Consider the following 18,173-nt stretch of genomic DNA (forward strand, 5'->3'; position numbering starts at 1 on the left):
CACGGGCCGTGGGGACGGGTCGCTCAGGGTCCGCTGGGTCGAGTGCTCACGGTCTGCGGGGACGGGCCGCTCAGAGTCCGCAGGGCCGAGTGCTCACGGTCCGCGGGATCGGACACGCGCGGGCCGCAGGCGCGAGGCGCGGATCAGAATCGCAGCACCCCCGCGATCCCGTCCTCCTCGCCCAGCGTGCCGTCGGGCACGAAGCGGACGGCGGCGCCGGTCTCCAGGCACTGCTCCACGATCTCGTCCACGATGTCGTCGCGGGCGTCCAGGTCGCCGGCCTCGGCCGGTACCAGGTGGTCGCCGTCGTCGCGGACCACGGCCCGGAAGCCGTCCTCCACGGCGAGCAGCCGCACCCGGCCCTCCCGGGCGCTGAGCCACAGCTCGTCCAGGCCCGCCGCGAAGGTGCGGTGGCCGCGCGCCGAGGTCAGTTCCTCGACGACGGAGTGGGCGTCCTTGGACTCCTCCGCCTCCAGGACCGGCCGGATGGCCCCCCATACCGCCTCGGGACCGGAGTGGGCGAGCCCGCCGTGCCCGACGTGCACCGCGCCCCTGGCGACCGTGCCGGCCTCGTCCAGCAGGGAGAGCGCCGCGCGTTCGCCGGTGACGTACAGCGGGCGGGGCTGCTCGCGCAGGACCGCGGCCATCGCGTTGTCCGCCTCGCGCAGGAACTGGCGGGTGCCCTCGTCACGGAAGGTGCTCGGCAGATCGCCGATGCGCTCCTGCCGCTCGGCGTCGAAGTTCGGCCGGCTGCGGGTCAGCGGGAAGCCCCCGGAATGGTCCTCCACCACCCGGTCCGTGCCGCCGCTCCACAGGGTGACCTGGTCGGCCGAGACCGACAGCACCCAGAAGGGCCGCTCCGCCGCCTGCGCGGCGACCAGATTGCGGGTGAGGAAGGTGTCCGCGAGCACCACGCGCTCGGGGACGCTGCGGGCCAGCGACCAGACCTGGTGCTCACCCGGCGCGGCGAAGATCACCAGACCGTCCTCGGCATGCGCGAGATCCACCTCGGCGAGCGCCCGGTCGAGCTGGGCGTCCACGTCCGCCCGCCGCTCCCGGGTCACGGCCGGATCGGCCTCCAGGCGCTTGCGGGCCTCGGCCAGCACATTGCGCAGCCGGACCGGATCCTGGTCGCTGCCGGATCCCCTGCGGTGCGTCGGGGTCAGCACCGACACCGCCGGATAGGGCCGCGGACGCCGCAGTTCGGCAAGGGTTGCGGGACTCAGTGCGTGCTCCATGACAGAACCATAGGGCTGATTCACACGTACGGCATTCGGGGTATTCCGGACTTATGGCCGTGTGCCGGGACGCGCCCGCGGGTACCCCGGTGGCCGGGCCGCTCGGGCACCCGGGACGGTTTCCGACCGGGACGCCATGCGGCGCGCCCCCGCTTGGGAAATTTTTTGCCCATGGCCGGTTCCCGGCGCCTGTGGCGCTCCCGGCGTCGCGATTCCCGATCTCGCGGAGGCAAAACGCGGCCGAAACCATCGGGCGAACGATGTCGGCCGTGTTACGTCCGCGTTGACCGGCGCCGGGCGCAGGCGGACCCTCGTCATATAGGTGCTGGATACAACTGGTTCGTCGGCCGGTGCCGCGGCCCCGCGAAAGCACAGGTGAGCGCGGCACCGGCGGCCGACCGGAGGCAGGAGGCAGCGCATGTGCGGCATCACCGGATGGGTGTCCTTCGATCGTGACCTCAGCGCCGAGGCCACCACATTGCATGCGATGACCGAGACGATGGCCTGCCGCGGCCCGGACGACCGCGGCACCTGGACCGAGGGGCCCGCCGCCCTGGGCCACCGCCGGCTCGCCATCATCGACCTGCCCGGCGGCCGCCAGCCGATGTCCCTCGCGACCCCCGAGGGCACCGTCGCGCTGGTCTACTCCGGGGAGACCTACAACTTCACCGAGCTGCGCCGCGAACTGACCGACCGCGGCCACCGGTTCACCACCGACTCCGACACCGAGGTGGTCCTGCACGCCTACGTCGAATGGGGCGACGCGTTCGCCGAACGCCTCAACGGCATGTACGCGTTCGCCATCTGGGACGGCCGCCGCGACAAGCTGGTGATGATCCGCGACCGCATGGGCATCAAGCCGTTCTACTACTACCGCACGCCCGACGGCGTCCTGTTCGGCTCCGAACCCAAGGCGATCCTCGCCAACCCGCTGGCCCGCCCCCGGGTGACCCTCGACGGACTGCGCGAACTGCTCGTGATGATCAAGACCCCGGGGCACGCCGTCTGGGACGGCATGCGCGAGGTGGAGCCCGGCACCGTCGTCACCGTCGACCGCTCCGGGCTGTCCACCCGCGTCTACTGGCGCCTGGAGACCCGTCCGCACGAGGACGACCGCGACACCACCATCGCCACCGTGCGCACCCTCCTGGACGACATCGTGCGCCGCCAGCTCGTCGCCGACGTGCCCCGCTGCACCCTGCTCTCCGGCGGCCTCGACTCCTCCGCCATGACCGCGATCGCCGCCCGGCAACTCGCCGAACAGGGCGAGACGGTGCGCTCCTTCGCCGTCGACTTCGTCGGCCAGACCGAGAACTTCGTCGCCGACGAACTGCGCGGCACCCCCGACACCCCCTTCGTGCACGACGTCGCCCGGCGCTCCGGCACCGACCACCAGGACATCGTGCTCGACGCCGAGGCCCTCGCCGACCCCGCCGTGCGCGAGCAGGTCATCCGGGCCCGGGACCTCCCGGCCGGCTTCGGCGACATGGACGCCTCACTGCTGCTGCTCTTCCGCGCCATCCGGCAGAAGTCCACGGTCGCCCTGTCCGGCGAGTCCGCCGACGAGGTCTTCGGCGGCTACCTCCAGTTCTTCGACGAGGACGCCCGCAGCGCCGACACCTTCCCCTGGCTGGTGCGCTTCGGCCGGGACTTCGGCGACGACTCCGACGTGCTGCGCACCGACCTCGTCAAGCAGCTCGACCTGGAGAAGTACACGGCCGACGGCTACCGTACGGCCGTCGCGGGCATCGAACGGCTCGCCGGGGAGAGCGACTTCGAGTTCCGGATGCGGCAGATCTGCCATCTGCACCTGACCCGGTTCGTGCGCATCCTGCTCGACCGCAAGGACCGGATGAGCATGGCCACCGGCCTGGAGGTGCGGGTGCCGTTCTGCGACCACCGCCTGGTCGAGTACGTGTTCAACGCGCCCTGGGCCCTGAAGTCCTTCGACGGCCGGGAGAAGAGCCTGCTGCGCGAGGCGTCCAGGGACGTCCTGCCGCAGAGCGTGTACGACAGGGTCAAGAGCCCCTACCCGTCCACCCAGGACCCGCGCTACGCCCGCGCCCTCCAGGCCCAGGCCAAGGACCTGCTCGCCCGGCCCTCGCACCGCGTCTTCGACCTGGTGGACCGGGACCGGGTCCGCAAGGCCGCCGAACGCGAGACCCCGGTGTCCGACCAGGCGGCCCGGCGCGGCCTGGAACGCACCCTGGACCTCGCCCAGTGGCTGGACCTGTACGCGCCGGAACTCGTCCTCGGCTGAGCGGCCCTCTCAGTAGGGGCCGAGGCTGCTCACGATCAGCTGGGGCCGGGGCTGCCCACGGCCGGGCTGACCGGGCTCGTCGGCGTGGCGCCGGTCGGGCTCGGGCTGGTCGGCGCCGGGCTGGGGCTGGCCGGGGGCGTCGGGCTCGGCCGGTGCGGGGCCCGCCTGGTCGGGCTCGGGCTCGGTGTCGTACTGGTCGGGGTCGGCGTGGCCCTGGTCGGCTTCGGCTTCGGGCTCGTCCGAGGCGCCGGTCCGAGCCCCAGCGCCCGGTCCGCGGCCGTCGCCGAGGACTGCCAGGACGTCGTCACCGGCTCCCAGACCGCCACCTTGGATCCGGTGCCGAGCCGGGCGGGGGCGAAGACCCGGCCCCAGCGGCCCGTCCAGTCGCCGACGGTGACCGACGCCGCCTTGCGGGCCTGCGGGTCCGCCGCGCGGACGATGGTGCGCACATCGGCGTGGACGGTCGCGCCCGCCGCGAGCCGCAGCCGGCCCGTGCCGTCCCCCGACACCGGCAGCGCGGCCCCGTCCAGGCCGCCGAACGTCACTAGCGGCACCCTGTCGATGGCGCAGGCGCGCCCGCTGTGGTTGGTGACGCTGACGCGCACCACGGTGGGCCGGTGCGGCACGGTGGCCGCCCGCAGCGTCAGCTCCCCCTGGACGCAGGGTGCCACCCGTGGGGCCCGGGGGGCCGCCTGTCCCGGCGGCGCGGTCAGCAGCAGGGCCGCCGCGGCGGCGGAGGCGGCGGGTACGGCGATGGCGGCGCGCATGCGCATGATGGTGTCCCTCCGGTCACGGACGCCGGTCGGCGGCCGGTGCCTTCATCGGTCGATGCGGTTCGGGAAGACGCTCCACTCCTTCCCGTCCGCCGGGCAGGAGCTGCCGTACGCGGGCAGGGAGCCGTGGAGCAGGAAGTCGTCCACCGTGCGGTGCACGCACACGGAGGAGCCGTAGCCGGTGTGCCCGTCGCCCTTGTTGTCGAGGACGACGGCCGCGGGGCCGAGCCGCTGCGCGGTCCTGACGGCCCACGGGTACGGCGTCGCCGGGTCGCCGCGCGTGCCCACGAGCAGCATCCGCGGCGTGTCGACGTCCTTCACCCGGGCGCGGATGAAATCGGTGCCCTTGGGGCGGCCGTAGCACATCAGCACCTGGGTGAGCCGGTAGCGGCCGAACACGGGGGACGCCTCGTCGTACGCGGCCCGCAGCCGCTTCAGGTCCCCGGCGATCCGGGCCGCGGACGGCCGGTCGGGGTCGTCCGCGCAGTTGATCGCCATCAGGGCGGCCTGGAGGTTGTCGGCCGGCACGTCCTGGGGGTCGACCAGACCGTCGTGCCCGGGCGCCGGACGGCCCAGGACAGGACCGGCGCCGCCGGTGGCGAAGCCCATGATCCCCCGGGGATCGCGGTCCTGGGTCAGCGAGCCCAGCGCCCGCTCCAGCGACGGCCACAGATCCTTGCTGTAGAGGGCCTGCACGATGGCGGCCACCAGGTCCTGCCCGGAGAAGGGATCGCCGCCGTCCGTCGTGACCGGCCGCCGGTCCAGCGAACGCACCAGCCGGACCACCGCGTCACCTGCCGTGCGCCGGTCCCGCCCGAACGGGCAGCCCGCGTCCCTCGCGCACCAGTCCAGGAAGTCCTCCAGCGCGGTCTGCTGCCCGCGCGCCCCGTCGATGCCCTGCTCGGCGAGCGACTCGGTCAGGGTGTCCACGCCGTCCAGCGCCATCCGCCCCACGTTGTGCGGGAACTGCGCCGCGTACACCGAGCCGAGCCGTGTCCCGTAGGAGAACCCCAGGTAGTTGAGCTTTTGCTCGCCGAGGGCCTGGCGGATCACGTCCAGGTCCCGGGCGGCGTTCACGGTCCCTATGTACGGCAGCACGTCACCGGAACTGCGCGCGCAGGCGGTCGCGCTCTGCCGCAACTGCCGCAGCAGCGCCTGGGGATGGGCGAGGTCGGCGTCCGCGCCGGTGACGGCCGCGGCCTGGTCGCCGCCGTCGCCGCAGCTGACGGGGGAGGAGCGGCCCACCCCGCGCGGGTCGAAGCTGACCACGTCATAGCCGTTGGTCAGCTCCATGAACTGCTTTCCGTCGTACGCCAGTTCGTTCACCCCCGCGCCACCGGGACCGCCGAAGTTCAGCAGCACCGAGTGATGGGACCTGCCGGTGCCGCGATAGCGGGCCAGCGCGAGGTCGAGCGTGCCGGTGGCGGGGCGGCCGTAGTCGAGCGGGACCGTCACCTTCCCGCACTGCATGTCCCTCGGCATGCCCGGACCCGCGCAGGCGCCCCAGGCCACCTTCTGCCGGTAGAACCGGGACAGGCCGGGGCGGTCCGCCGCGGCCGGTGCGAAGGCCGCGGCCGCGGGCGTGGGCAGGACGGAGCCGAGCAGCGCCAGGGCGAGGACTCCGGTACCCGCACAGCGCCGCACCGCGGACCGCGTGCACAGCTTGGCCAGCATCGATCGCCTCCCGAGGCGCCCGCAGCGGACCGGGACGGCGCCTTTTCGCTCACCATAAGTGGGCCCCGTTCGGCCCGCCTCCGGGCGAGCGGAACGGCCCCGGGTGCCGTATGCTCCGCGCCCGATTGGTGATCATTCATCGGCCTTACAAGCGGTTTATCGACCGTGCCACTCGATGGGGTGAAAGCCCGATGGGCCATAACTCGGCCGGTTCGCCCGCGTTTTACCGGGTGCGGGCGACTGCCCGCGAACTTGTCTGGAAGGCAGGAACCAATGAGACGGGCTACCCGAAACGGTGTGATCGCCGCCGTCGCCGCCTCCGGTGCGATGGCCCTGGCGTGGCCGGTGTCCGCCGCGTTCGCGGCCGACGGCGCGAGTGCCGACGGCGTCGCGGCCGGCTCGCCCGGACTGATCTCCGGCAACGGCATCCAGCTGCCGGTGGACGTCCCGGTGAACGTGTGCGGCAACACGGTCGACGTGGTCGGGCTGCTCAACCCGGCCATGGGCAACCGGTGCGCCAACGAGACCGGTGCCGCCCAGGGCGGTTCGGCCACCTCGGGCGGGGCCGCGGCCCACGGCGCCGCCCAGCACTCCCCGGGAGTGATCTCAGGAAACGGGATCCAGCTCCCCATCGACCTGCCGGTGAATGTCAGCGGCAACAGCGTCAATGTGGTGGGGCTGCTCAACCCGGCCATGGGCAACACCTCCGTCAACGGCGGCGGTGAGACCCCGACCCACCCGGTGGCGCCCACCCCGCAGCCGCCGGCCCCCATCAAGTCCCACCCGGCCGTTCCGCACACCCCGCGGCCCGCGCCGGAGCCGGTGACCGCCTCGCTGGCCCACACCGGTACGGACATGACGGCCCCCGCGGCGGTCGGCAGCGCGGCGCTGCTGCTCACCGGCACCATCCTCTACCGCCGCTTCCGCCCGACCCGTATGCGCTGACCCCCCACCCTGTCCCAGGCCTCCACCGGCCACCGGGCCCCCACCGTCCAGCAGTCGACCGGACGCCGGCCCGGTGGAGCCTCGCGGCGAACGCGCGCACAGCGGCGACACCTTCGCGGCGCCGACACCTTCACAGCGGCGCCCCGGCCCCCTCGGGCCCTCGCTCCAGGTCCTCTTCATCGCGCTGTCCGTCCTCGACCCCCTGGTCGCCGTCCTGCCGCGGTACGCACGCCCGGTGGGCGTTCCGCTCGCGGCCGTCGTGATGACCGCCGACGCCCTCGGCAACCGGTACGTCAACCGGTCCCGGCCGGGCGCCGACCGGGCCCGGCCGCCGCACCCGGTGGGGATGCTCCCCCTCACCCTCTTCGCCCTGTTCGTCCTTGCCTCGGCGATCCCACCGGCGCGCGCGCCGACCGCCCCGCGACCGGTGCCGGTCGGCTGATCTCCCCGTGGTGCGAAGGCCGTTGATCCGCGAGGATGCTGCGGACACGGGCCGTCCGGTACGGCGGCCGGCCCTCGACGCAATGGAGCGCACCGATGACTTCTCCCGCCCCCCACGACCTCGTCGTCACCCGGGCCGGCCTCGAAGACTGGCCGGTGATCAGCGGGTGGGCGGCGGCGGAGGGCTGGAACCCCGGACTCGCCGACGGACCCGCGTTCTTCGCCCAGGACCCCGAGGGCTTCTTCCTCGGCCGGATCGACGGGGAGCCGGTCTCGGCCGTCTCCGTCGTCAACTACGGCGCCGACTACGCCTTCCTCGGCTGCTACCTCGTCCGCCCCGACCTGCGCGGCCACGGCCACGGCCTCACCACCTGGAAGACCGCCCTGGCCCACGCCGGCACCCGCACCATCGGCCTCGACGGAGTCGTCGCCCAGCAGGACAACTACCGCCAGTCCGGCTTTCAACTCGCCTACCGCACGATCCGGTTCACCGGCACCGCCCCCGAGACGGACACCTCCGCCGGAGTCCGCCCGGCCGGGCCCGCCGACCTCGCCGCGATCACCGCCTACGACAGCGCCTGCTACCCCGCCGAGCGCCCCCGCTTCCTCGCCGAGTGGCTCACCGCCCCGGGCCACCACACCGTCGTACGCCACCAGGACGGGCGGCTCACCGGGTACGGCGTGATCCGCCCCGGCCGCGAGGGCCTGCGCATCGGCCCGCTGTTCGCGGACGGCGCCGAGGACGCCCGCGCCCTGTTCGCCGCGCTGGCCCGGGAGGCCGCCGGACGGGAACTCGCCGTCGACGTACCCGAACCCAACGCCGCCGGGATCGCCCTCGCCGAGGCCGCCGGACTCGCCCCCTCCTTCGAGACGGCCCGCATGTACACCGGCCCGGTCCGCGCCCACGCCCAGGACCGCGTCTTCGGCGTGACCACCCTCGAACTGGGCTGACCGGGTAATTGCGTTGCCGCGCCCCCTCCCGCGTGATCGGGTGGGCGGCCATGGAGAAGAACGAGATCCTCGCCCGGTACGACCGTGACCTGCGCCTGAACGCCGTCCCCGACGGCCCCGGCGCCCGAATCGAACGCGTCGGGGAGGTGGTGCGGCAACGCGCGGACGCGCACGGCTGGAACGGCGTGCTGTGGACCGGCCTCGACGAGGCGGGCGCGGACGCGGCGATCCAGGAGCAGATCGCCGCCTTCACCGCCCTCGGCCATGACTTCGAGTGGAAGCTCTACAGCCACGACCGGCCCGCCGACCTCGGCGACCGGCTCACCGCGGCCGGATTCCGGGCCGAGCCGGCCGAGACGCTGATGATCGGCGAGATCGACCGGCTCGATCTGGACGCCCGGCTCCCCGAGGGCGTACGGCTGGTGGAGGTCGTGGACGAGGCGGGCGTCGACCTCTTCATCGAGATGCACGAGAAGGCGTTCGGCACCGACGGCACCCGGATGCGCCTGCGGCTCCTCGACCAACTGGCCACCGATCCCGGCGCGTTGGTCGCCGTCGTCGCGCTGGCCGGGAGCGAGACCGTCAGCGCCGCCCGGATGGAACTGGTGCCCGGCACCCCGTTCGCCGGCCTGTGGGGCGGCGGCACCGCCGAGGCGTGGCGGGGCCGGGGCCTGTACCGCGCCCTCGTCGCCCACCGCGCCCGGATCGCCGCCGCCCGCGGCTGCCGCTACCTCCAGGTCGACGCCTCGCCCATGAGCCGCCCCATCCTGGAACGGCTCGGCTTCCTCCCGCTGAGCATCACGACCCCGTACCTCTATGAGATCAAGGGAAGTTGACGGTACGTCAACGACGTGACCTCGCCCGATCGAGTGCGCTGATCCCCACGGCCGCCAGGGCGATCTGGATGAGCCACTCGATCCAGTCGGGCCCCTTGGTGTCCGCGACCCCGATCCCCGCCGCGATCGCGGACCCGATCAGCGCGGCCACGATGCCGACGACGATGGTCCACAGCACCCCGATGTGCTGCCTCCCCGGTACGACCAGCCGGCCCAGCACCCCGATGATCAGGCCGATGACGATCGCGCTGATGATGCCTGAAATCTCCATCTCCACCCCTCCGCACGGCGACATCCCGTCTTGGGAGAAGGTGCCCGCTGCGGGCGCGGACAGTCCGGCGCGCTTTATTGCCGGGACTTTCTGTTCATCGGCGCTTCATGCCATGTACCTTTCAAGTCATCAACGCGTGTAGAACCCTCAAGCGGGTTCTACGCGCGCAGATTTGGCGCGCCGCAACTCCTTCTCCCCACACCCCACAACGGAGGTTCGCCGGATGCTCGGATCCAAGAGATCCCGACGCAGAGTCACCACCGCACTCGCCGGTTTCGGCCTGCTCCTGACCGGAGCGGCCGTCCAGGTCGGTGCGAGCGCCCCCGCCCGGGCGGCGACCACGCACCGGGTCCTGTTCGACAACGCCCACGCCGAGACGGCCGGCAACGCCGACTGGGTCATCTCCACCAGCCAGCCCGACCCGCTGGGCCAGAACGCCAATCCGCAGTCCGAGACGGACTGGACCGGGGCGCTCTCCTCCTGGGGCGTGGCGCTGCAGAAGACCGGCGACTACAGCCTGAAGACGCTGCCTTCGGGCCAGAGCCTGACCTACGGCGGCTCGTCCGCGCAGGACCTGTCGAACTTCGACACGCTGGTCCTGCCGGAGCCCAACACGCTGTTCACGACCGCCGAGAAGACGGCGATCATGAACTTCGTGAAGAACGGCGGCGGTCTGTTCATGATCTCCGACCACACCGGTGCCGACCGCAACAACGACGGCAACGACGCGGTCAAGATCCTCAACGACCTGATGACGAACAACGGCGTCGACAACACCGACCCGTTCGGCTTCTCCATCGACTCGCTGGACATCAGCTCCGGTTACCCGGCCGCGATCAGCGACAGCACCGACCCGGTGCTGAACGGCTCGTTCGGCAAGGTCACCAAGAGCCTGTTCGCCGACGGTACGACCGCCACCCTCAAGCCCGCCGACAACGCGGCCGTCAAGGGCCTGGTCTACCGCAGCGGTTACTCGGGCAACACCGGTGCCTTCTTCCTGACCAGCACCTTCGGCTCCGGCCGCATCGCGTTCTGGGGCGACAGCTCCCCGATCGACGACGGCACCGGCAGCTCCGGCAACACCCTGTACGACGGCTGGAACGACACCGGCGCCACCAACGCGGCGCTCGCCCTGAACGCCACCGCGTGGCTCGCCGGTGACGGCGGCACCAGCGGCGGCGGTGGCGGCACCGGCGGCGGTGGCACGGGTGGCGGCGGCACCGGCACCTGCACCGCGGGCCAGCTGCTCGGCAACAACGGCTTCGAGTCGGGCAACACGACCTGGAGCGCGTCCAGCAAGGTCATCAGCAACGCCGCGGCCGAGTCGGCCCACTCGGGTTCGTACTACGCCTGGCTCGACGGCTACGGCACCGCGACGACCAACACGCTGTCCCAGTCGGTGGCCGTCCCGGCGGGCTGCACCTCGGCCAAGCTGAGCTTCTACCTGCACGTCGACACGGCCGAGACCTCGACCACCACCGCCTACGACACCCTCAAGGTGCAGGTGCTGAACGGCTCCGGCACGGTGCTCGGCACCCTGGCGACGTACTCGAACCTCGACGCGGGCTCCGGCTACACCCAGCGCAGCTTCGACCTCAGCGGCTACGCGGGGCAGAACATCACCCTTCAGTTCACCGGCACCGAGGGCTCCAAGTACCAGACCTCGTTCGTCGTGGACGACACCGCGCTCAACGTGAGCTGAGCGCCTCCGCACGCGAGGGGGGTGGGTCCGGCGGGGCCCACCCCCCTCGTCATGCCCCCGGCACGGTCCGCTCCGGGGTGTTCCACCCGGAGACCCGCACCCGCGGGGCCGCGCCGTGCAGATCGGCCGTCCGGTAGACGGCGGTCAGCGTCACCGACTCGCCCGGCCACAGCCCGACCTCGTTGTCCGACCAGCGCACCGGCAGCACCGGCGCCCCGCGCCCGTCGACCAGATGCACATCCGTCAGCAGCGAGGGCGTCCGCCCGTCCGTGGTGTTGCGCAGGGTCACCGTGGTGGTCGAAGTGCCGCCGTCCGAACGGGTGGTGGCCGTCGCCGCCACCGGCACCGGCGCCATCGAGGCGAGACCGGTGAGGTCGGCGTAGCCGGTCGTCGGCGTGTACCACCAGGTGGTGCGCGGCCAGTCGAGCGTGTCCTGCTTGCCGGAGAGCCAGTACACGTTCCGGCTCACCTCCCGGCCGTCCGCGTCGGTCAGCACCAGTCGCAGCAGATACGTCCGCGACAGTCCGGGCACCGCGTCCGGCAGGGTCAGCGCGTTCGTGTGGGCCCCGTCCCCGGCCACCGAGAGCCCGGTGGCCGTCCCGTCGTAGCGCAGGGTGCCGTCCGGGTCGAAGAGCGTGGCCCGTGCGGACAGGCCCCGCCGCGTCGTGTGCCGGTTGTTCACCACCGTCACCGAGCGGTCGTCGTAGCCGTACTGGATGTGCAGCGGCTCGTTGGCCTTCTTCGCGCCGAAGTAGGCGCCGTTCTGGTCGAGATAGCGGTCCGTCAACTGCCAGTGCAGGGACGTCCAGCCGCTGTTGAACATCCAGTGGATCACCCCGGTGGACGGCTCCTGCGGGTCCGTCGCGTTGCGGCCGTACGCCTCGAACTGGGCCCGCACGTTCTCGTACTGGGCCAGCTGGGCCTTGCGGACGTAGTCGGCCAGGCCGGTGGGGGCGCCGTAGCGGGCGGCGAGCGCGGCGTCGTAGAGCGAGAGCGTGCCGAAGGTGGCGGACGGCGAGCGGTGGTACTGCTTGGCCCCGGGATCCCGCCAGAGGCTGTCCAGCTCGGCCGGGGTGAGCATCCGGCGCAGGGTGTCCAGGGTGGGGATGCTCGGGCCCGCGCTGGTCTCGGAGTTGAAGCCGGTGGCCCCGCCCTCGCGCTTGGCGTACCAGTAGTCCGGCGGCACCCAGTCGTAGGGCCCGGTCATCTTCATGCCCGAACTGCCCAGCTGCGGCGAGGACTTGGCGGAGGCGGCGGAGACGACCGGGAGGTTCCAGTCGGCGGCCCGCAGCGCGTCCAGGTAGTTCTTCTCGATCGTCGCGTCGGGCGCGAAGTCGCTGCCGATCAGGAAGGAGATCACGCTCGGGTGGTCCCGCAGCCGGGCGGCCTCGGCGGCCATGGACGCCTTGGCCACCGGATAGTCGGCCGGGGTCCACTTCTCCCCGTTCTCCGTGCCGTTGACCTGCCCCTCCCACTTGGTGCAGCACTCCCAGCCCGGCAGCGTGAGCACCCCGTACCGGTCGGCCAGTCCGAAGAACTCGTCCGGCTCCAAGTGGCCTTCCAGGCGCAGGGTGTTCAGACCGAGGTCGATGGCGTACCGCAGCCGGTCCTCGGCGTAGCCGCGGTCCCAGCGCAGGAACTCGTCCGGGGACCAGCCGCCGCCCTTGATCAGCAGCGGCTGGCCGTTGATCCGGTACTGGCGCGCCCCGGCCGCGTTCAGCGGTGCCCGGACGTCACGGATGCCGAAGGACTCGTGCGCGGTGTCGGAGGCCGTGCCCGAGACCCGCGCGGTCAGGTCGAGGTCGTACAGCGGCTGTCCGCCCATCCCGGCCGGCCACCACACCCTCGGCGCGGCCAGGCGCAGTCGGGGCACCTCGGCGGGGGAGAAGGTGACGGTCCGTGTCTCGTGCGCGGCGAGCCGGACCGCCTTGCCGAAGCGCGCCTGGCCGATGGCGCCGGTGATCTCGGCGGTGACCGGCGCGTCGGAGTCGTTGCGGGCCCGCGCCCGGACCGTGAGGTCGGCGGTGGCGAGGGACGGCACGGCCAGCTTCGTGACCACGTGCGCGTCGCGCAGCGCCACCGGGCCGCCCCGGCGCACCAGGACGTCCCGGACGATGCCCATGTTCCGGTCGGGCGGCGGCTGCAGCCAGTCCAGCCAGCCGATGGTCAGTTCCTTGCTCGGCTCGTTGGGCCGGATGCGGAAGGCGACCGTGTTGACGCCGGGGCGGACCAGGGCGGTGACATCCAGCTCGTGGTGGGTGTAGGCGCCGGTCACCTCCCGTGCGGCGGCCACCCGGCGGCCGTTGACGTAGACGTCGGCGGCGGAGACGACCCCGCTGAAGTCGAGCAGGGTGCGCCGCGCGGTGTCGGCGACGGTGAAGTCGGAGCGGTACCACCAGGGCACCTCGAAGTCGGCCTTCGGGATCTTCGCCAGATTGGTGGAGCGGAACGGGTCGTCGTACACCCCGGCGGCCAGCAGCGCGGCCAGCACCGTGGAGCGCGGGCCCGCCGGGTACCAGCCGCGTGCCGGGTAGCCGGGGGAGGAGACGGCTACGGGGGAGTCGCCCACCTTCGCCGTGGACTGGACGGCGAAGGCGGCGAGCGGGGTGGCGGTGCCGGCGGCCGAGGGCACCGGGGTGATCCGGGTGGGCGCCTTCAGCTCCGCGACCGGGCGCAGCGGGGGCGCGGGGACATGGGGGTCGGCCCACGCGCCGGTGGTGAGGTAGCCCAGCAGGGCGAGGAGTCCGGTGGCCGTGGCGAGCCGATGGCCGGGGGCGGGGCGAGGGAACACAGACGGTCTCCAGGCTCGTAAAGTTAGGAAACTTTACTAACCGGGCTTAAGCTAGGTCGCCGTCCCAGGGCTGTCAACGACCGTCGCCACAGCGCCCGCTGAATATCCGTCAACCGCCTTCACCCGGCGCGCGGATTCTCATAGGGTCCCCTCCCCGACGCCTCCAGGAGTCCCCATGTCCGGTAGCCCGCCGCCCCCGGGCGGCTTCGTCCGCCGGGTCGGGCTGTTCCAGGCCACGGCCATCAACATGAGCCAGATGTGCGGCATCGGCCCGTTCGTCACCATCCCGCTGATGGTCGCCGCGTTCGGCGGGCCCCAGGCGGTCATCGGATTCGTCGCGGGCGCGCTGCTGGCGTTGTGCGACGGGCTGGTCTGGGCCGAACTGGGCGCCGCGCTGCCCGGCTCCGGCGGCAGTTACGTCTATCTGCGCCAGGCGTTCCGCTACCGCACCGGGAGACTGATGCCGTTCCTGTTCGTGTGGACGGCGATGCTGTTCGTGCCGCTGATCATGTCCACGGGCGTGGTCGGCTTCGTGCAGTACCTCGGCTATCTCGCCCCCGGCCTCGGCGGCCCGGCCGGTGATCTGACCGGCCTCGGCGTCATCGCCCTGGTCGTGCTGCTGCTGTGGCGCGGCATCGAGCACATCGCGCGGATCACGGCCGTGATGTGGACGGTGATGATCGCCTCGGTGCTCCTGGTGATCGCCGCCGCCGCGACCGACTTCAGCCCCCATCTCGCCTTCACCTACCCGGCGGGCGCCTTCGATCTGACCGGCGGCCACTTCTGGGCCGGCTTCGCGGCGGGCCTGACCATCGGCGTCTACGACTACCTCGGCTACAACACCACCGCCTACATGGGCGCCGAGATCAAGGACCCCGGCCGCGTCCTGCCGCGCTCCGTCATCTACTCGATCCTCGGCATCATGGCGATCTACCTGCTGCTCCAGATCGGCACGCTCGGCGTGGTCGACTGGCACCGCATGAGCGACCCCGGTGACATCGCGTCCACCTCGGTGGCCTCCGCGGTCCTGGAGCGGACCTGGGGCAGGGGCGCCGCCGACACGGTCACCGTGCTCATCCTGATCACCGCCTTCGCCTCCGTGTTCACCGGACTGCTCGGCGGTTCCCGGGTGCCGTACGACGCCGCGCGCGACCGGGTCTTCTTCCGGCCGTACGCCAGGCTGCACCCCCGGCACCGCTTTCCGACGCTGGGCCTGGCGACCATGGGTGTGATCACCGCGGTCGGCTTCCTGATCGGCCGGCACACCGATCTCGCGACCCTGATCCAGCTGCTCACCACCGTGATGGTGATCGTGCAGGCGCTGGCCCAGATCGTCGCCCTGACGGTGCTGCGCGCCCGGCGGCCGGATCTGCGCCGCCCGTACCGCATGTGGCTCTACCCGCTGCCGTCCCTCGTGGCCTTCGTCGGCTGGTGCGTGATCTACGCCTACGCTGACCGCAACTCACCGGGCCGTCACCCCATCGAATGGTCCCTGGCCTGGCTCGCCCTCGGCTGTGCGGCCTTCTCGGTCTGGGCGCGCTGGGAGAAGGTCTGGCCGTTCGGGCCGAAGGAGGCCGAAGAGGAACGGCCGGCCGGACGGGACATCGAGACCGTGTGAGCCTCAAGGGTCTATGATCCGAGCAGCGTGATGAGCCTCCCCGGCCGGACGAGAGTCCGCCCGGGGAGGCTCTCGTTCATGACCGACGTGAGCGAAAACATGAACGAGACCATGAACGAGACCGGGACCGTGGACCTGCGTGTCCGCCTCGCGACCATCGACGACCGGCCCGCCGTGGAGCGGCTGTGGCTGATGTTCCGTCATGACATGTCCGAGTACCAGGGCGGACTGCCCGCGGCCGACGGCACGTTCCGCAGCGAGCGGCTGGAGTCCGCGTTCACCGGCGACGGCTGGGCACCGTATCTGCTGACCCGCGGGGACCATCTCGCCGGGTTCGCCTTCGTACGGGGGCTCGACGGACCGGTGCGCGTGCTGAACAGCTTCTTCGTGGTGCGGGGCGCCCGGCGCGGGGGAGTGGGGCTCCGCGCCGTACAGGAGGTGCTGCGGCGGCATCCGGGCCGGTGGGAGGTGGCCTTCCAGCGGGACAACGCGGGCGGGGCGGCCTTCTGGCACCGGGTCGCGGAGGAGGTCGCGCCGGGGGAGTGGAGCCGTACCGAGCGGGCGGTGCCGGGGCGGCCGTCGCTGCCCGCCGACCTGTGGCTGAGCTTCACCGTGAGCTGCTGAGCCGCTGAGCCGCGGGTCATCGGACGAGAAGGCCGCGCGGGGCAAGGAGGGAGGACCGGTCCGCTGGGCGCACCGGCCCTCCGTCCTTCTTCCTTCCGTGTTCTTCTTCCCTTTCTCGTTCTCGACGATCCGCTCCTTCCTCGTGCGTCCTCGTCGTGCTTCCTTCCCCGCTAGGGCCTGGGCGTGCTCTTCGTGGCCTTGGTGGCCTTCGCCGACGTCGCGGCGCAGACGATTCCGAGGAGGAGGGCCAGTGCGCCGATCACGACGTTGTTGATGATCACACCGGTGTCCGGGGCGCTCCCCACGATCCACGGGGCGATGATCATCCAGATGCCCAGCGCGCACATCGCCCAACTGAGGCCGTACATCCGCTCGGGGGCCCTGGTGAATCCCAGCGCCAGCAGCCCGATCGCGATGCCCATGATCAGATTGTGGGTCATGAGCGCCGGCTGGCCGGCGGAGTAGTGCAGGATCCAGGGCGATGCCGCGCAGTACAGACCGAGCAGGAACACCGGGCCGTCCACGAGTGCCACATCGCGACCGCCGAGCATGCGGTCGTAGCGTTCCCGCATTTCGGAGACATCGGGGTGGGTCGACATGTCACCCCTGTGCGAGACGTTGGCCATGACTTTGGTCTCCTTCGAATGCGCAGGCCAGACCAATGGTGGATGCGGTGTTCAGCGAGCACCGCACTACCTATTTTGCGCCTGTTCGCGGCTTATGTGTAGCGGAGGAGCTGGTTGTCATGTATGGGGTTGTTCCGCAGGGGCTGGTACAACCTTCAATCGGTCGGACGGGTCTTCGTGGGCGCGAGCGACGCGCCGACGAGAGGGGGACATGAACAGGCGAGTCCGGCTGGGCGGGGTGGGGGAGACGGTCACGGCCGCTCTGGCCCTGGATTTCCACGGTGGCCCGGTTCAGGCCCAGTTGGACGCCGAGAACAGCATCCCGTTCGCCCGGGTCGAGGTGCGGTTCCCCGAGGGCGTGACCGTGCTGAGCGTTCCGGAGGGCTGCGGGCCCACCGATGTCCGGTCGAGGCCCGCCTCTTACCTGTGCGAGTACGGGCTCTACACCACCGGCTTCGACGTGCCGATGCTCCGGGACGGCTTCCACCGGGACTTCCCCTTCACGGTACGGATCGACGATCCGTCCCAGCACACCGCGGGGCGATCCGTGTCGACGCGCCCGAGCAGCGGCTGCGGGAGGACGCCGACCCCGGCAACAGCATCGCGCCCATCACCCCGGGCGCGATCAGCGCGGGGGTGATCGGCGCGGCGGACGAACCGGGCCCGCCCGCATGGGCCGTCGCGGCGGGCGCCGCCGCCCTGGCCGGGGTCGTCGTCGGGGTTCTCGCCCTCGTCCGTCGTCGGGCGCGCTGACCTTCGAGGCGCTCACCCGCTCCCTGCGGATCCGGCCCGGCCGTACGGAACCGGGCCGCCCCGGGCGACCGCCGTGGGCGACCCGCGCCGCGTCGGCCGCCCGTGAGCGACCCGCGCCGCGTCCGCGCGGTCACCGGACACGCCCGCACCGCGTCCAGGTGGGCGACACGCCGTACCGCGGCCCCCGCGGCCGACCGGCGGGGCCGCCCCGCGCGCCCGTATGACTACCATCGTGTAGACGGTCCGCACACGGACGACGAGGAGGGTGAGGACATTTCCATGACCGACGACGGCAAGGACGAACGCCGGCCGGCCGGTGGACTGGAGGCGAGCGTCATGGCCGCGCTCTGGGCCGCCGGCGGTCCCCTGACCCCCGGGCAGGTCCAGTCGAGCCTGGGCGCGGACCTGGCGCGTACGACGGTGACGACGATCCTCAGCCGCCTGCACGACAAGGGCGTCGTCGAACGGCAGCGCAGGGGCCGCGGCTTCGTGTACTTCCCCGTCCAGGAGGTCCAGGACGCCCACGGCCTCACCGCCCGGCGGATGCACACCGAGCTGGACCGGGACAGCGACCGCGAGACCGTGCTCGCCCGCTTCGTCGCCCAGCTCAACCCCGACGACGAGCGCATCCTGCGGGATCTCCTCGAATCCGACGGCCGATGAGAGCCCC

Annotated in this window: 16 protein-coding genes; 10 read left to right on the top strand and 6 right to left on the bottom strand. The window is 72.2% G+C overall.

Translation table 11 applies throughout. The features are described from left to right. Positions 1 to 143: 143 nt before the first annotated feature. Complete coding sequence (locus AB0N90_RS02080; protein WP_365192297.1) at positions 144 to 1,238, bottom strand: chemotaxis protein; 1,095 nt, start codon at positions 1,236 to 1,238, stop codon at positions 144 to 146. 418 nt (positions 1,239 to 1,656) lie between these two features. Between AB0N90_RS02080 and asnB the strand changes: the two genes are divergently transcribed. Further along, positions 1,657 to 3,498 carry an asparagine synthase (glutamine-hydrolyzing) gene (gene asnB / locus AB0N90_RS02085; RefSeq protein ID WP_365192298.1) on the top strand — a complete coding sequence of 614 codons (1,842 nt, stop codon included), beginning with the start codon at positions 1,657 to 1,659 and terminating at the stop codon, positions 3,496 to 3,498. Positions 3,499 to 3,533: 35 nt separating this feature from the next. Here asnB and AB0N90_RS02090 read toward each other — a convergent pair whose 3' ends face one another. Together AB0N90_RS02090 and AB0N90_RS02095 are read right to left on the bottom strand one after the other, a co-directional pair. Then, positions 3,534 to 4,265, bottom strand: coding sequence for a DUF4232 domain-containing protein (locus AB0N90_RS02090; RefSeq protein ID WP_365192300.1), 732 nt, complete (start codon positions 4,263 to 4,265; stop codon positions 3,534 to 3,536). A 51-nt stretch (positions 4,266 to 4,316) separates the two neighbouring features. Next, positions 4,317 to 5,945: an alpha/beta hydrolase gene (locus tag AB0N90_RS02095; RefSeq protein ID WP_365192302.1), complete on the bottom strand. Its 1,629-nt coding sequence runs from the start codon at positions 5,943 to 5,945 to the stop codon at positions 4,317 to 4,319. A gap of 297 nt (positions 5,946 to 6,242) precedes the next feature. Between AB0N90_RS02095 and AB0N90_RS02100 the strand changes: the two genes are divergently transcribed. The 4 genes from AB0N90_RS02100 to AB0N90_RS02115 all read left to right on the top strand — a co-directional run bounded on the left by AB0N90_RS02100 (position 6,243) and on the right by AB0N90_RS02115 (position 9,118). Then, positions 6,243 to 6,890, top strand: coding sequence for a chaplin (locus AB0N90_RS02100; RefSeq protein ID WP_361670127.1), 648 nt, complete (start codon positions 6,243 to 6,245; stop codon positions 6,888 to 6,890). A 73-nt stretch (positions 6,891 to 6,963) separates the two neighbouring features. Continuing rightward, a complete protein-coding gene (locus AB0N90_RS02105) occupies positions 6,964 to 7,332 on the top strand; it encodes a hypothetical protein (RefSeq protein ID WP_365192303.1) in 369 nt (122 codons plus the stop codon). A gap of 95 nt (positions 7,333 to 7,427) precedes the next feature. After that, positions 7,428 to 8,282: a GNAT family N-acetyltransferase gene (locus AB0N90_RS02110; RefSeq protein ID WP_365192305.1), complete on the top strand. Its 855-nt coding sequence runs from the start codon at positions 7,428 to 7,430 to the stop codon at positions 8,280 to 8,282. Between the two features lie 50 nt (positions 8,283 to 8,332). Then, positions 8,333 to 9,118 carry a GNAT family N-acetyltransferase gene (locus tag AB0N90_RS02115; RefSeq protein ID WP_361670136.1) on the top strand — a complete coding sequence of 262 codons (786 nt, stop codon included), beginning with the start codon at positions 8,333 to 8,335 and terminating at the stop codon, positions 9,116 to 9,118. A 7-nt stretch (positions 9,119 to 9,125) separates the two neighbouring features. On the opposite strand, the gene AB0N90_RS02120 is transcribed toward AB0N90_RS02115, so the two are convergent. Beyond that, complete coding sequence (locus tag AB0N90_RS02120; protein WP_085563207.1) at positions 9,126 to 9,389, bottom strand: GlsB/YeaQ/YmgE family stress response membrane protein; 264 nt, start codon at positions 9,387 to 9,389, stop codon at positions 9,126 to 9,128. A 223-nt stretch (positions 9,390 to 9,612) separates the two neighbouring features. Between AB0N90_RS02120 and AB0N90_RS02125 the strand changes: the two genes are divergently transcribed. Next, positions 9,613 to 11,091: a hydrolase gene (locus tag AB0N90_RS02125; protein ID WP_365192308.1), complete on the top strand. Its 1,479-nt coding sequence runs from the start codon at positions 9,613 to 9,615 to the stop codon at positions 11,089 to 11,091. A 49-nt stretch (positions 11,092 to 11,140) separates the two neighbouring features. On the opposite strand, the gene AB0N90_RS02130 is transcribed toward AB0N90_RS02125, so the two are convergent. Beyond that, the gene (locus tag AB0N90_RS02130) at positions 11,141 to 13,882 is read right to left on the bottom strand and encodes an exo-beta-D-glucosaminidase (RefSeq protein ID WP_365192310.1); all 2,742 of its coding nucleotides are present in this window, start codon (positions 13,880 to 13,882) and stop codon (positions 11,141 to 11,143) included. Positions 13,883 to 14,057: 175 nt separating this feature from the next. Here AB0N90_RS02130 and AB0N90_RS02135 point away from each other — a divergent pair, with 175 nt between their 5' ends. Together AB0N90_RS02135 and AB0N90_RS02140 are read left to right on the top strand one after the other, a co-directional pair. Then, on the top strand, positions 14,058 to 15,500 hold the full coding sequence (locus AB0N90_RS02135; protein WP_365192312.1) for an APC family permease: 1,443 nt from the start codon (positions 14,058 to 14,060) through the stop codon (positions 15,498 to 15,500). A gap of 78 nt (positions 15,501 to 15,578) precedes the next feature. Then, the gene (locus AB0N90_RS02140) at positions 15,579 to 16,124 is read left to right on the top strand and encodes a GNAT family N-acetyltransferase (RefSeq protein WP_365192314.1); all 546 of its coding nucleotides are present in this window, start codon (positions 15,579 to 15,581) and stop codon (positions 16,122 to 16,124) included. 170 nt (positions 16,125 to 16,294) lie between these two features. On the opposite strand, the gene AB0N90_RS02145 is transcribed toward AB0N90_RS02140, so the two are convergent. Further along, positions 16,295 to 16,750: an SPW repeat protein gene (locus AB0N90_RS02145; RefSeq protein ID WP_361670150.1), complete on the bottom strand. Its 456-nt coding sequence runs from the start codon at positions 16,748 to 16,750 to the stop codon at positions 16,295 to 16,297. A gap of 211 nt (positions 16,751 to 16,961) precedes the next feature. Between AB0N90_RS02145 and AB0N90_RS02150 the strand changes: the two genes are divergently transcribed. Beyond that, positions 16,962 to 17,390 (top strand): hypothetical protein, encoded by a 429-nt coding sequence (locus AB0N90_RS02150; RefSeq protein WP_365192316.1) that lies wholly within the window; start codon positions 16,962 to 16,964, stop codon positions 17,388 to 17,390. A 392-nt stretch (positions 17,391 to 17,782) separates the two neighbouring features. Further along, positions 17,783 to 18,166 carry a BlaI/MecI/CopY family transcriptional regulator gene (locus AB0N90_RS02155; RefSeq protein ID WP_365192318.1) on the top strand — a complete coding sequence of 128 codons (384 nt, stop codon included), beginning with the start codon at positions 17,783 to 17,785 and terminating at the stop codon, positions 18,164 to 18,166. Positions 18,167 to 18,173 lie beyond the last annotated feature (7 nt).

Source organism: Streptomyces sp. NPDC093018, from assembly GCF_040684035.1.
In the GTDB taxonomy this organism is placed as follows: Bacteria; Actinomycetota; Actinomycetes; order Streptomycetales; family Streptomycetaceae; genus Streptomyces; species Streptomyces murinus.

Excerpts from the sequence above, each read along its gene's own strand:
- AB0N90_RS02080 (WP_365192297.1), bottom strand. The coding sequence starts at position 1,238 with ATGGAGCACGCACTGAGTCCCGCAACCCTTGCCGAACTGCGGCGTCCG.
- asnB (WP_365192298.1), top strand. The coding sequence starts at position 1,657 with ATGTGCGGCATCACCGGATGGGTGTCCTTCGATCGTGACCTCAGCGCC.
- AB0N90_RS02090 (WP_365192300.1), bottom strand. The coding sequence starts at position 4,265 with ATGCGCGCCGCCATCGCCGTACCCGCCGCCTCCGCCGCCGCGGCGGCC.
- AB0N90_RS02095 (WP_365192302.1), bottom strand. The coding sequence starts at position 5,945 with ATGCTGGCCAAGCTGTGCACGCGGTCCGCGGTGCGGCGCTGTGCGGGT.
- AB0N90_RS02110 (WP_365192305.1), top strand. The coding sequence starts at position 7,428 with ATGACTTCTCCCGCCCCCCACGACCTCGTCGTCACCCGGGCCGGCCTC.
- AB0N90_RS02115 (WP_361670136.1), top strand. The coding sequence starts at position 8,333 with ATGGAGAAGAACGAGATCCTCGCCCGGTACGACCGTGACCTGCGCCTG.
- AB0N90_RS02120 (WP_085563207.1), bottom strand. The coding sequence starts at position 9,389 with ATGGAGATTTCAGGCATCATCAGCGCGATCGTCATCGGCCTGATCATC.
- AB0N90_RS02125 (WP_365192308.1), top strand. The coding sequence starts at position 9,613 with ATGCTCGGATCCAAGAGATCCCGACGCAGAGTCACCACCGCACTCGCC.
- AB0N90_RS02135 (WP_365192312.1), top strand. The coding sequence starts at position 14,058 with ATGTCCGGTAGCCCGCCGCCCCCGGGCGGCTTCGTCCGCCGGGTCGGG.
- AB0N90_RS02140 (WP_365192314.1), top strand. The coding sequence starts at position 15,579 with ATGACCGACGTGAGCGAAAACATGAACGAGACCATGAACGAGACCGGG.
- AB0N90_RS02145 (WP_361670150.1), bottom strand. The coding sequence starts at position 16,750 with ATGGCCAACGTCTCGCACAGGGGTGACATGTCGACCCACCCCGATGTC.
- AB0N90_RS02150 (WP_365192316.1), top strand. The coding sequence starts at position 16,962 with ATGAACAGGCGAGTCCGGCTGGGCGGGGTGGGGGAGACGGTCACGGCC.
- AB0N90_RS02155 (WP_365192318.1), top strand. The coding sequence starts at position 17,783 with ATGACCGACGACGGCAAGGACGAACGCCGGCCGGCCGGTGGACTGGAG.